We start from the raw sequence: 14,386 nt of genomic DNA on the forward strand, positions 1-14,386 counted from the left end.
ACGGTAAAAGGCAGCCGCACTCACGGCTACCTTTTACTTGGTTTCTATTTCTTCACAAGAAATTTGTATAATGCTTCCGCCGTTTCCATTCGCAAAGCTGCAGAAGAAGGAGAGAAGCGCTCGTTCGAGACTCCTGAAAGGATACCTAGCTCAATTGCCTTATTCACATCTTCTACGGCCCAGATAGAAATGTCACTATAATCCCTATAGTCATCCAGTTTACGATTGCTTGCCTTGTAACTGCCATTGATGTATTCGTAAGCTCTGACTAGTAAGATTGCCATCTGTTCACGCGTCAATTCTCCATTGGGGTCGAAGGTCTGTTCCGTAACACCTGAGATGAGACCAGCATGACTTGCTGCCGCAACATCTTGGGCATACCAAGCACTTTCCTCGACATCTTCAAATTGTGGCGCCCCTGCTGCCTGCTTCTTCAAATCTAACGAACGAACTAATAACGCAGTAAATTGTGCTCTCGTCGTTATCCCATTGGGGTTAAATTCACCCGTGCTCATGCCTTCAACGATATGTTTCGCAGACAATACCTGCACAGCTCGTGAAGCCCAGTGTGCGTCAGGCAGATCATCAAACTTCTTATCATACATCAGTACAGCGTAAATGCCTGCTTGATCTGGCGAGAATGTGGCTTTGTAAGCAGATAGATCTAGCGTACCACCAACATACTCCCAGTTTCCGCCGACTTTATCATACTTATACACGCCAAGCAGCTCCGGATCTGTGCCGGTAGAATCGAACGGCAGAACGACGTCTACGCCAGAATGGAAGTCATTTGCTGACCACGTTTCACCATCCTCAGAACGAATACGGAGTGCAAATTCAATAGCCTGACTTGCCACATGCACACGAACAGCGGGATCTGATGCCCCTGCATGCATGATAGATGGCTCTGAAATGGGCCGCGCCATAATATCGAGGGTAGTTTGGCTGCCATCGCCAACTACTTTCTCCTTGATGGCTTTCACGAGTTCAGGCTGAATTGTAAGCTGAGCTGTCACGCCGTTAACTTCTAGCGGAACACCCGGAATCTGCTCCAATGGCACGGAGACGATATCCTTGTCATGTTCCATTTCGACAGTAGCTTTATCCTCTTTGACAGTGACGATAGTTGGTTTTTCCGATGGTTCAGGTAATGTTGGTTCTGAAACTGTTGGCTCAGGATTCGTTGAATCAGGATCTGTTGTGCCTGATCTCGTTCCCTCTTCAGGAACTAGTTGCAAGGAGATATGCTGCGATTTGCCCATCGTATCCTGAACATTTACTTTGAATTTCAATGTAGGGTTGAGCGATAGAATCTCGATCCGATTATCCTTGCTAATCACGTTCTGAACAGGCTTATCTAACGCTATTTCGATGAAACCATTGTTCTCCAGCGTTGGATCAGCAACTGCGATCTCATATACACCAGTAGCTTTGTTCCCTTTCAACATGACGGATGCTTGACTATTCGAGGTCAAACCGTCAACCGTAGTAACTTTATCCTTCCAAAAATTGAAACCAGTCACCCCCAGCTTATTCTCGCGAACCGCTTGAACGTCCTGTGAATTAGCCAGAACCGTATAATCCGGAGAAGACGCATACGCAGAAGTTTCGGTCTGACTCGCATTCGGCAGGATAGCATACTGATAGCTTTCTTGGCTTGGATTCGAACCATGATCAAACCACATCGTTAGATAATTATTTGCGAATAGCTCCGTAGGTACCGTTGAAGAGGGTGGATTACTGAGGTTCGTATCCGAATATCTCCCTTCTTGTTCCGCACGCATCAGTTTAAGTGATTGTGTACCCGGAAAGACATAACCGATATCTGCCCCATCCACATTGCCTTGCAAATGAACCCATTCGGGATGTTCCAGCGTTTCTTCTCCGAAGAAACCACTCTTGAGCACCCCATTTACCAAGAGTTCATTCGTATTCGTCGCAGACAGCTTGCGTTGGTCTACAATCGTCTCTACGGTTTTATTATCTGTACTAGTAATATCTGAACCCAAGGCAATAATTTCATTGTCAAAAGTAAACCACGACTTATTCGCTTTCAACTGTGTGCCATTCTGGATTAAATTCATGCCAGTCACCCCATATTTCCCTAGCACTGCGCCACCGGCCCAAGCATTGGCAGGAGCGGATTCCCCATCGCCATATTGGTACTGATCGGATGTTCTAGGTCTTACAACGACAGTTGTACCTGGCAAGCGATACCAATTGAGGGTTACCCAATAGTTATCTGTGTATTGCGATAAATCATGATTGTACAGATAGGTCATACCATCACCGGTATACCAGCCTTTTGCATTTTCACCATTCGTCAACTCATAGGTTACGATTCGTTTAGAACTCTTGCTTACCCCAAATAAATAGTCATCACCGACATGTATGCTCCGAGCCATCGCATTCATCTCGAAGTGTCCTGGAAGCTGGGCTAGGGGTTGAATCGTTGCGTCTTCCATCCATGCTTTAATCCCGTCTGCCAAATCCAGAGGAAGTTGACTATACGTCAGCCCACGAGCCAATAGAAACTGGAAGTGATATTTAATGAAACTTTTTAAATAAGCAGCTCTCTCCACTGAAGCCGTTTGCGCGATACGGGACATACCGATTAGTATGTTTTTGGCCGATCCATACGCATCTAAGCCTTCCCGTACGATCGCACGCCCTCGCGTCATATCCAAGATCTGTCCTTGGTACATGACTGGCGCATATCCTTCTTGAATCCATCGATACACATGCTCTAATTCAGGAACAACAGGCTGCCACGTGCTCCCATTCAATAACAGCAGCAAATTCCCCATGCCACTAATGAGCACCTCTCCATAACTACCCGTATAAGCGACCTTACTATGCTGAATAAACGAACCATCCTCATAGAAACCATCGCCAGTAGTCACATAATCAAAGAGAGGTGTCAATCCATCACGCGCCTGAATAAGACGATCATAATTCTTCTCAACTAGCCCCATTCTCGTTTCAATTAGCATAATATCCGAACGATTCGCCCCTACCTGTGTAAATGTAGGTGAACTAACATCGCCAATGTAATGATCGATACTCGCTGTATTTCGAGCAATTTGTTCCGGCGTCAAATCGTCGTACATGAGGACGAGGATATCTGCTAATCGTGTGGGTATCCCGATATCCCAGTTCCACCAATTCCCGAATTCAACCCCTGTGTTCGTATATAAATGGTCTAACATCCAATCCATAGCTTGAAGAATGTCGGCTTTTAACGCAGGATTGTTAGAGAGAAGCGTTCCTCTCGTTGCATATGCCTGTGCCATCGTTTTCAAGCGTGTATAGTGATCAATGACGAAAGTTGAATCCGACGGGGAAGTCACTAAATCCGTCCAAAGTGTTGGACTTCCCCCGGTTAATTGCAAGCTATCCCAATATAATTGGGCTTTCGCGGCATTGTCATCAATTCTGCTCTTAATTTCGCTGTTCGTAACGTCTAACGTGTCCTTGCCTGTTATTGTTTCCTTCCAGCGAATTCTAAGGGTATCGTATTCTTGTGGATCCTCCAGCACAGGAGCCTTTACTTCAATCGTCGCAGAGGCTTGCTTCCCATTGGAGGAAGTGGCCGTTATGATTGCCGTACCTACTTTCAATGCCCTGATATGCCCATTCTCATCAACACGAATACGACTGGGATCATTGGATTGCCATGTCAGCTGTCTTTCGGTCGCGTTAGCTGGCTCAGCAGCAGCCTCCAACTGAAAAGTCGTATAATTGGTCATTTGTGCCGGCGCATTCGTAAAACTTACACGTACAAGGGGAATAAAAGGTGTTACGGTAACCGAAGTATGACTTGTGAGGACACCATCTAACTCCGATGCAGCTGTAATTGTTGCATTGCCTGGAGCAATTCCCGTGACTCCCCCATTCGTATCAACTGTGGCAACATTCGAATCGGATGACTGCCAGATCAGCTTCTTGTTCGTCGCATTATCAGGTTGGAATACGGCTTGTATTGACATCGTTTTTCCTGCAACTAGGGTAGCTTGACTAGGTAAGGTTATAGATTCTAAAACCACAGGTTTGACGACGGTTATCGGAATTGTTTTCGTGAATGCGCCTTCGTAAGTACTTACCGTAACCGTAGTGTTACCTTCCTTCCGTGCGGTAATCAAACCATACGTGACAGAAGCAACCGTTGGATCATCTACCTCCCATATAAAGCGTTGATCTGACGCATCTGCGGGTAGAGTAGTTGCCGTAATGCTGGAACTGGTCGTCTCCGATAGCTCAAGCGAATTGAGTGAAGTGTTGAGACCTGACACCGGAACATAATCCGCAAGTTTAAGGTCATCTACATAGAACTCACCTTGTACTCCGCTTTTAAAATATTGATACAAATAGATGTGCCTGATATTCAACCATGCCCCAGGAAGGGAGGCTTCTCCCAGAAATTGATCATTGGCAAAATAGGTTACTTTCCTCGCTGTGTTATCCACGAATAGTTTCAAACGATACCACGTATTTGCTTCATAATTAGCTAACGCGACATTATTCCCATCCCTTATTTTCCCGGTGTTATCAAATGAAAGGACTGAGACATTCGTAGTTGCCGTAGCAGGAACAGGTGCATTTAAGCTCCTGAATTGGATATCTCTGCGGTGCTGAGTACTAGTCATATAGACAGAGGCTTCAAACACAAGATGACCTGCAATCCCACTGTTTCCTGCTACAGTTCCGCCCAAATTGTTTCTACCGGTGTTTAGGTTGGCCGTGTTGGAAATCATTTTGAGACTGTAATCCATACGCGAGGGGGCCTGTGTCATCATCACATAATCTGTATTTGCGGCTGAATTATAGGTACCCCAAGCGCCTCCAATTGTACCGGTGTAGGTTGTTCCATTGTAAATCTTCGTGTTTTTGGCTATTGCACTTTCATCATAATTCACGCTAACATGAACCGTTGTTGCCGCTTCGGCGGGTGGTAACCCGCCTAGACCCGGACTTATCCACAATGAGAAGAAGATTACAAGAACCAGTGTACAGGCCACCCATTTTTTGCTCAAAAATCTCATGCTACGCCCCCTTTTTTACATGTTCATCCCCACAACAAACTCCCGTGGCATTGCGTCCTTACAAGTAATTTCAATGATTGTCGTATCATCATCTCCATGGTCTATGGCGAGTCGACAACCCAAATAATCATCCCTCATGACCCAATTCCCTCTCAGGATGAGCCTTATGGTAGACGGAATACTTGGCGCATGAACCCACTTGCGAGAATAAACGCTAACTTCTACTTGGTTTCCATCTTCATCGTATTGATCCCATTCCTTGCCTTCATATAAATGTAAATCAGGATCGACAGCGCTTATGATGAGTTCATCTTCTGCTTCTCGAATCATAACCATCGCAGGTGTGTCGACATCGCGAAGCCATCCCTCGTTAATTCCTGTATTTGCTTCGAACAAGGCATAAGCCGTTGTTTGGTTCGCATGGTCTTTCACAATGTGTGCGCTGCGATCTTTGCGCAGCACGGTATAGGGTGCTGATTCCGCATGTTGCATGTCCGCGCAGAATGTTTCGATACCGTCTTGATCCGTTTTCACTAGTATCGTATATTCGTAGCTCCCTTGTTGCGGTGCACAGCCATGCCCCAACCATGCGGCAGCAAAACTCCCTTGTGTATACGCATCGGTAGCTTGATGCTTGGAATGCTGAACGCTTCTCGATACCGACAACCTCTGTCCTGCGGGAATATAATAACCATTCTCCAAATGATCTAGAAGCCAGATGGATTCGTCCAAAACATGCTCATGGCTATAGGGGAACTCACGAATCGGGCTGTGATCATTCACCCAAATTGGGCACTTCTGATCAGCGAGATGACTCTGAAACAGCGTTGTTTCCGTTGGATAGACCGTATTCGTGTTCTCAATATCGGAACCCAGACAAATAATCCGATTATCGAAGAAGAAGACGGATTTGCGAGCACGGAGGCTTCCTTCATATTTGGGATGCTCATGCAGCTTCATCGCGAACATGCCGTTGCGCCCTTCCAAGTTTAATCCGCCCGCATACGTTTCATCGGAGAGCAGCATTTCTTCAAATCCACTAAAGGCATCCACGTTTCGCACGTTGGAGCGCAGTTCTGGTATTGGCTTATGCACTGTCGTTGTCCCTGGCCAGCGATTCCAATCCCAGCCATCATGATGATAGCCGCTGGCCTCATTATTAATGGGCTGGCCTTGGCTCATAATCTGCACATGTCCATGCGAAATGTACCTGCCATAGAGGTTAGCGCTGACATACGACTCGTTTGCCCACAAATAACGACTATGACCCCTTGCACCTACAAGCCACGAGCCTCTGCGATGAATCGCCAACGCTGCGAAATTCATCGTCCAATGTCCATTCGGATCATCTTCTGGTGTAATTCCCATCTCTAGAAACCGTTCATAGACTTCAGATTTCTCCTCGTCATGGTGCAGCCGCATATATGCCGCTGCCACCTCTTCATCAATGGGCTGTAGTCCATCAGGAGTTCCAGCTAACGCCATATATTGGAATGGCACGACTTCCAATTCCCCTTTTCCTGTAGGATGGCGAGCAGAGAGACTGACCAGCCATTCGTATTTATTCGAGTACAATCGCATGGCGAGCAGTGCTTTGCGAACAGAGCCGTGAGCAAGTTCATCTACTCGGTATGCAGTACCACTTAGCAGATAAATGACAGGCGTAACGCCGAGGAAACCACCTATCGCATATGCGGGATAATGATTAACATGATGGTAGGCTGAACCATCTGATTTGTAGGCGGACCTTAAACCTGGCGCGGGTAATAAAGATTGGCTGAGCCACGTACTGAACGAAGTCAGCTCACGGACTTTCGCTGGGGAATCAGGCAAAATTAACAGACTTGCCAATATGCCATGAAGGGTCGTGTTGAAAATATCAATATTCCCTTCTATCTCTTCCAGCGGTGCGTGAATGCGCCCTGCCCCACTATACCAATACATCGTTTGCTGCGTTCGCTCAAGCCGACCCGCTTGCGCTAGCTCATTTCGCATCAAGTATACAGCTGGGTAGTAATTCCGATAATTGTAACCGAAATGATGAACAGTCCCTTGGGCACTGCCGTACGTCCAGCCTTGCTCATCCAGATGATCGAGCATATCCATAAACATGACTTGCAGCTCTCGTTTCCAACTCGCTTGATCGGTAGAACGATAACAGACGGCAATGTCCATCATGAAATCCGTGTACGCGGATAGCTGTACACCGTTCACGAGTTCTTTCCATCGTTCCCTGTCTTCCTTCGGCACATGGTCGAAGAACGGAAGGTCTATCGGCCTTCCTGATATTACATTCCCATTACGAGAAATTTCGAAGTTTGCGAACATCATCTTGATTCTCAACATGTCAGCATGGGTGACTATTCGATCCTCTAGGATCAACTTTTCGAATCGTTCATGAGTGACCTCATGCGCCCTTTGCTGCTCAGTGGATACCGATTCAGGCATCGCATACCTAGGCGCCAATTCCTCAAATGCAAGCAAACTGAGCCAATGGGCATTCGCTTTCTGATCCCCCTCTAGATTAACTAACGGAACTTGCTTATCCCGCGTATGAAAACGAGGATCGATGCGCGTGTTCAGTACGAGCTGATTGATGTACAGCGTCCCCTCGCCGATTGACTTCGGTGCGCGAATCGTCAACTTGTCCATTTCGAGATGAGGATCCCCTTGCATGTCTCGCTCATACGCTACCCAAGCCGTACGCCACCCGCGGAAATTAAGGTGGAAGTCAAACTGACAATCCACCCCATCCTTCCGTCCAAATTGAAAAGTAACGACATCTGCAATTGGCTCCCCGTTATAAATCCACACAACGAACGAATCTCGTTCCTGACTGATTGATCCCTCTTGATACGGACGGTAAAGAAGTGGTTCATTCACTTGCAAATAGGAATTCGAGCTGTATGCCCATTGCAGACTATGCTTACCGTATTTGTAATAGCGCTCACTTATAGCTAAGTGTGAACTCCTATCACAGACCAAATGCGGTGGGATTTCATTGTCGAATACTAATATCTTCATGCTCACTCCACCTAACTGTCGTTATTTGGCAGCCTGATAGCGGTCATATACCGTTTGGTAAATTTTCATCATTTTATCCAGACCCATATCGTTCAACTTCTTCACGTAGTCGTCCCATTCTTTGTCAATGCCGCCTGACATCATCCATTTGGCATACATCTTGCTAACGTAAGCATCCACATCCGTCAAATAACGTGAGATTTGATCATTTTCTTCAGCAGTGAAATAGGCTTTCGGGAATGAATCGTTGACAAGAAATGGCGCATAAACGTTGTCAATATCGATTTTAGTCCGTTTGCCTGAAGCAGCAGCTACAGCCATGTCACTTGCTGCTTTCGTAGTAGCCCATACGGAATATGCCGTTGGAGGTACTTGTTTGAAATCATCTTCATTCGCCCCTGTTGGAAGATTAACAACTTCGTACTTGCCATCCGATCGTTCTTTCAAGCTCTGGCCGCCGATCACACCTCTGCTAAGCTGCATAGAATTTTTCGGATCATACATGTTATCGATCCAACGAATGGTGGCTTCGGGATTCTTATTCACATTCGTAATCGCGAATGAACCTCTTAGCAGTATTCCTGCAGGGTACTCCGCCCACACGGGTTTCTGTCCCGCTGGCCCTTTCAGTGGTGGTAGAGAAACGTAATCTTGGTTTGCCGGATTCCAGTCGAATGCGACGCCTACGATCCCTTTAGCAGTTTTGGCATTGAACACTTTGGCATCCTGCGTAAAGCTTTCCTGATCAACCAAGCCCTCGGAAATCAATTTGTTAACATATTGGATGGCTGCCTTATACTCCGGTTGAACTGCCGTATAGATCACTTTGTTATTCTCTACGGACAAATGATTGTTACCCGCTTTGTGAACATCACGATCGATGCGACCGAAAGCCCCGAACAAGGAGTTCACATCATTATTCCAATTTTGCAGAAAGGACATCGGAATCTGATCCTTCTTGTTGTTGCCTCCAACATCGTTCTCTTTGAAAGCTTTCAAAGTTTGATACAATTCGTCCGTTGTCGTCGGCATAGGCAACTTCAACTCATCTAACCATTTCTTGTTAATGAACATCGTTGATTTCGTTCTTGAATATGTTTCATCAATGGTCGGCAGTGAATAGATATGTCCATCCGGTGCCGTTAACTGCTTTTTGTACACGGGATTATCTTGCAGCAGCTTCTTTACATTCGGCGCGTACGTATCGATATAGCCTTCCAATGGAATGAGAATACCCTGAGAACCATATTTAACTACATCCGTATCTTCGCTCAAAATACCATGTGCATAGAAGGCGTCCGGCAGCTCGCCGCCGGCAAACAGCAGGTTTTTCTTCTCTTGCCAACTGCTTCCCGGTGTCAGATTCCAATTGATGTGGATGTTCGTTTTGGCTTCGATATCCTGGAAGAACTTATAATCATTCAAGTCTTTGCCTGATGGTGGTTTGAAAGCAGCAATGTTTAAGGTTAACTTCTCTTTGGCAATTGGAAAGTCGGTTACGTTAAGATTGCTCGGTACTTGCGCTGTCGTAGCTTGCTGACCGTCAACCGTTCCTGCCTCCTTCTCTCCGCATCCTGCAAGCCCAACAGCCATACTTACTGTGAGAGCAACTGTACTTAATCCCCATTTATGATTCATATTTCGCACCATACCTTCCAATTAGATAATAGTTTACTTGATCAAATCTGAGTTCTGTGACTATCCTTTTAATGAACCCACTAACGCGCCTTTCACGAAATATCTCTGAAGAAACGGGTACAAGATCATCATAGGTAGACTGGAAACGATAATAATTGCGTATTTCATCAACTCTAGCTTTTTTTGCTGCTCTTGGGATCCGTCCATTAAATTCTGAAGGTCTGAACCTTCGTTCATAATGAGGATGTTCCGCAAAATAATTTGCAGCGGCTGCAAGCCGTTGCTTTTCAAATAAATCAACGCTTGGAAATAGGAATTCCAATGCCCTACGGCATAGAAGAGCACCATCACAGCGACAATCGGCATTGCCAACGGAATGGCAATTTTCACAAAAAACTTAATGTTCGAGCAGCCATCAATCATGGCCGATTCGAGCACCTCCGTTGGTACGTTAGATTGAAAAAATGTGCGAACAATGATGACATTAAAGACCGATACCGCATTGGGAAGAATCATGGCCCAGGTTGTATTTAGAATACCGAGATCTTTCACTAGCAGATACGTTGGAATCAGCCCACCACCGAAGAACATCGTAAATACAAGCAGGAACATGAAGACATTTCTTCCGACGAGATCTGTTCTGGAAAGGGCGTAACCGGCCATAACGGTCAGCACAACATTTAGTGTCGTGCCGGTAACGGTGTACCATAATGAATTTTTAAAACCAATCCAAATGGTCGCATCGGCAAACAACCTTTTATACCCATCCCATGTCAGTTCTTGAGGAAAAAATAATAGCTTTCCCGAGTAAACCACATCTGGATTTGTTACAGAAGCCGTAACAACAAAATAAAGCGGATAGAGAACAAGTAGGAGCAGCATGACAATCAACGAATAATTGATAACATCGAAGGTCATGTCCGTCCTATTTTTAGCCAGCTTCATACATTTCCCTCCACCCTTTTACCATAAGCTCGTTTGTTTTAACGATTTGGCAATTTGGTTCACGCTAATTAATAAAATGAAGTTAATAACGGTATTGAACAACCCAATCGCAGAAGAATAGCTGTACTGGGCTTGTACTAGTCCTGCTTTATACACGTAAGTTTGAATTGTCTCGGATGAATCAATGTTGAGTTGATTTTGCATCAAATACACTTTCTCGAAGCCTACGCTCATCATATGACCCATATTCATGATCAGCATAATGATCACGGTCGGTAGAATCGCCGGGATATCGATGTGGAAGACACGCTGTAGTTTCGTTGCCCCGTCGACAACCGCTGCCTCATGATACTCTGGATTCACAGACGTCAGTGCTGCCAGATAAATGATCGTTCCCCAGCCTATATTTTGCCAAATGCCGGAGAAGACGAACACCGTCTTGAACCAGTCTGCGCTGCCCATAAAAAAGATAGGTTCGATGTTGAATACACCTAACAGGCTGTTTACTGCACCTGTTTTGGGAGATAGAAGCAAATACACAATCCCGACGACAACAACGGTTGAGATAAAATGCGGCGCATATGTAACCGTTTGCACAAGACGTTTGAATCGCTCATTAGTCAGTTGATTAATCATTAGCGCCAAGAGGACTGGAGCAGGGAATGCGACGAGCAGCTCAAAGATACTGATGCCCAGCGTGTTTTTGATAATTGTTCCCAGTTGATACGACTGAAAGAAGCGCTCAAAATTATCGAACCCCACCCAAGGACTACCCATGATTCCTTTAATCGGATTGAAATTTTTAAATGCGATTTGCACACCATACATGGGGACATAATGAAAAATAATAAAGTAAGCAAGCGTGGGCAGCAGTAGCAAGTATAAATCATAGTTACGAATGATTCGTTTGATCGTGAATGACATGTTGTTATCACCTCCGCTGGATCTTCATGGTTGTATCTAACCATCCCCACGGCCATTGGTAAATAAGTGAAATCGCCAATCCACGTATGCTAAATTTATAGAGCGCACAATTGACAGCCCGATATGCCAAATTTGAACCACCTATATGCCGTTTTCAGCTTATGCAACCTATTTCACTTGCTTTCGATATTCGCCAGGTGTTAGACCCACTTGCCCTTTGAACGTACGAATAAAGCTAGACACATCATAATAGCCAATCTGTTGGACAATCTCCTTGACAGATAGGTTAGGGTTTCCGAGCAATCGTTTGGCCTGTTCGATTCTTATCTCTTTCAAATATTCCAAGGCCGTTCTACCTGTCTGTTCTTTATAATAGCGGCTCAAATAGGACAGGGAGAGCGTGAAGTGCTCGGCAATTTTTTGCACAGAAAAATCATTATCACTATAGTGTTGGAGCATGTACTGGTTGATTTGGTCGATCATTACGGCAGGGGATGCCGATTTGGGCTCATCAAGGGAAAGACATAATGTGGTGCAAGCGGTCGTGAGTACATCCGCAATTTCATCTAATGTTGTATAATCGCTCAATGTTAAAATGTCTGGTAAACTATCGATTGCGCTTCCTGCTCTTCTCTTCTCTAAGCATGTACTGAACTTATGAATCATGTCATAACACAGCTCTTTGGCAATAAATAGTGTCATCCCGCTTTGTTTCATTGTCATAGCGATGTGTTCGACGCAACTAGTAATCTGAGTGACTTCCCCACGCTGCAGTACGATTTCTAATTCATCTAGTACACGTCTAGGATTCAACAAATCAGCATGATCATGTGCCATGAGGTCATCGAAGAAGATCACTCGCTGATTGCCTTTGATCATTTTATAATCAATCGCCGTTGATGCTTCCAAGTAGGAACGCCCCACTTGCGTCAGTTCCCGATAGCCATTGCCAATCCCCAACGTAATCGGGATATCAAACATTTTACTCAGATGTTCATGCAACTCATTCAACCACAGCTTGCGTTCCAAGGGATTGCCTCCCCAAGACACAATAAAAATCGCTCTTCGTTCTTCTAAGCTGCTCTTTACATGACCGACCGCTTCTCCACCGAACTGCCGCTCTACTTCTGCAATCAACGGCTCTCTATAGAACAATTGGGAAACGGGGAGCTCTAAGATCATCACCATAATGTCTGGAAAAGGAAACATAACTCCAACCTCTTCCCCCCGTTCGTTCACGTCGTCTAGTGTTTGAAATTCTCCCCTCAATACATGTCCGAGAAAATGGTCTCTTACAGCAGAACGATTCTCCTCCAACTTGCGCCCTAAGGATCGGTTTGAGTCGGCAATATCGTTGATCATAGAACCAATTGCTTCGAATACGTTTGATTTGTGAATGGAGTGACCTCGAAATGTTTCTACCAAAGCAGCTAACTTTTTTATCGGGTTGTAATTGAATACCATTACGATGTAAACGAATACGCTTCCAATAACGAAAATAAATAGCAAATAACTCATCCATTTGACAATGGCTTGATTGACAGGGGCAACGACAGAAGCATAAGGCAGCATAATCGCATAGGTCAAGCCACTTTGCGTTGATTTCTGAGTGGAAATCACGTACTTCCCATCGTGAAATTCTTGCATATACCGTTTGTCGACCCCGTCTACAATTTGCTTATAAAGGTCGGCGGATTTCAAGTAATCCTCCTGTTTATAAGCCGATATTACCCTGCCTGACGAATCGAAAACGATTGCGTTTCCACTCGGCAGTACTTGATCTGGATTGAGTCCTTTGAGCAACGTATCTTCTTTTAACTCAAATAACACCGTACCATACGGTTGTTGGTTCCTTATCGGAATTGGCACGATGTATGAAATCAAACGTTGTGTGGGTAACCCTTCCATCTTAACGTCCTCTGCCGGTCGAAGCGTGGTTGTGTTCACATGGTTTAAATCATCCTTAAATTGTTCTGCGTTCCACTGAGCAAAGTGGTAAAATTGGCTGGCAAAATCATTGACCCGATAAGTGCTTAACGACGTATATAGCGTCTCAGATCCGCGGATATGCAGGATAATCTCACGAATACTGTCATCGAGAACTTTACTTTCCAGTATCTTTTTCCCTTGATAGCTGCTAAACATATCCGCTTGTGCAAGTAGATACGGTGACAGCTCTGGGGCTTCCGTTATTTGATTAGCGATTTTATTCATCAAAATAAGTTTGTTATCTACTTCCCGTTGGAGGCTGTTCAGAAGTGATTGGTTGTTTCGCTCTACTTCGTCCCCTACAATCGTAGATAATTGAAAGTACCCTGTCATTCCTAGAAAAAGCATAGGCAGCAACAGCAGCAATGCAAAAGAAAACAAATAACGGTTAAACACCGTCATCACCCTGCGTCTATATCTCGGTAACTTCAGTATCATTGTTTATGTTCATCCTTTGGGCTGTGACATGAACTTATGCTTCTCATTATGCCTAGTTTCACGAAATTCCAATAGGTGAATGTTTTATACCCCTGTACATGATGAGCGATATCCTTTATACAGCCATGGACAGCCGCGCTATAGTGATGAAAAAACAGTTAGTATCCGCTTAAGCGGATGCTAACTGTTTAGTGTGGGAGATGGTAGATCCCATTGCTTTCTACTTCTACTTCTACTTCTACTTCTACTTCTACTTCTACTTCTACTTCTACTTTTACTTTTACTTCTACCTCTTACTTCAACAAACAAACCTTCCTCCACCACTACAAACAAATTAAATGGATTTTATGTTGTTATTTCTGCTGGATTCAGCCCTTTTGGAACAT

Annotated in this window: 6 protein-coding genes; all 6 read right to left on the reverse strand. The window is 44.9% G+C overall.

Features of this window, described 5'->3' with window-relative positions; translation table 11 throughout:
• Positions 1-44: 44 nt before the first annotated feature.
• The 6 genes from A8708_RS26635 to A8708_RS26660 all read right to left on the reverse strand — a co-directional run bounded on the left by A8708_RS26635 (position 45) and on the right by A8708_RS26660 (position 14,000).
• A complete protein-coding gene (locus tag A8708_RS26635; protein WP_068668675.1) occupies positions 45-5,042 on the reverse strand; it encodes a polysaccharide lyase family 8 super-sandwich domain-containing protein in 4,998 nt (1,665 codons plus the stop codon).
• A 15-nt stretch (positions 5,043-5,057) separates the two neighbouring features.
• On the reverse strand, positions 5,058-8,066 hold the full coding sequence (locus A8708_RS26640) for a chondroitinase family polysaccharide lyase (RefSeq protein ID WP_068668676.1): 3,009 nt from the start codon (positions 8,064-8,066) through the stop codon (positions 5,058-5,060).
• Positions 8,067-8,087: 21 nt separating this feature from the next.
• A complete protein-coding gene (locus A8708_RS26645) occupies positions 8,088-9,704 on the reverse strand; it encodes a type 2 periplasmic-binding domain-containing protein (RefSeq protein WP_068668678.1) in 1,617 nt (538 codons plus the stop codon).
• Positions 9,705-9,764: 60 nt separating this feature from the next.
• Positions 9,765-10,649: a carbohydrate ABC transporter permease gene (locus A8708_RS26650; protein ID WP_068668679.1), complete on the reverse strand. Its 885-nt coding sequence runs from the start codon at positions 10,647-10,649 to the stop codon at positions 9,765-9,767.
• Between the two features lie 18 nt (positions 10,650-10,667).
• Entirely contained in the window at positions 10,668-11,573 is a 906-nt protein-coding gene (locus A8708_RS26655; RefSeq protein ID WP_068668680.1) for an ABC transporter permease, read from the reverse strand.
• Positions 11,574-11,741: 168 nt separating this feature from the next.
• A complete protein-coding gene (locus tag A8708_RS26660) occupies positions 11,742-14,000 on the reverse strand; it encodes a helix-turn-helix domain-containing protein (RefSeq protein ID WP_068668681.1) in 2,259 nt (752 codons plus the stop codon).
• Positions 14,001-14,386 lie beyond the last annotated feature (386 nt).

This window comes from Paenibacillus oryzisoli (genome assembly GCF_001653565.1).
Classification (GTDB): Bacteria; Bacillota; Bacilli; order Paenibacillales; family NBRC-103111; genus Paenibacillus_E; species Paenibacillus_E oryzisoli.

What these genes read in the sequence shown, in the direction of transcription:
- A8708_RS26645 (WP_068668678.1), bottom strand. Translation starts at nt 9,704, where the DNA reads ATGAATCATAAATGGGGATTAAGTACAGTTGCTCTCACAGTAAGTATG.
- A8708_RS26660 (WP_068668681.1), bottom strand. Translation starts at nt 14,000, where the DNA reads ATGATACTGAAGTTACCGAGATATAGACGCAGGGTGATGACGGTGTTT.
- A8708_RS26640 (WP_068668676.1), bottom strand. Translation starts at nt 8,066, where the DNA reads ATGAAGATATTAGTATTCGACAATGAAATCCCACCGCATTTGGTCTGT.
- A8708_RS26635 (WP_068668675.1), bottom strand. Translation starts at nt 5,042, where the DNA reads ATGAGATTTTTGAGCAAAAAATGGGTGGCCTGTACACTGGTTCTTGTA.
- A8708_RS26655 (WP_068668680.1), bottom strand. Translation starts at nt 11,573, where the DNA reads ATGTCATTCACGATCAAACGAATCATTCGTAACTATGATTTATACTTG.
- A8708_RS26650 (WP_068668679.1), bottom strand. Translation starts at nt 10,649, where the DNA reads ATGAAGCTGGCTAAAAATAGGACGGACATGACCTTCGATGTTATCAAT.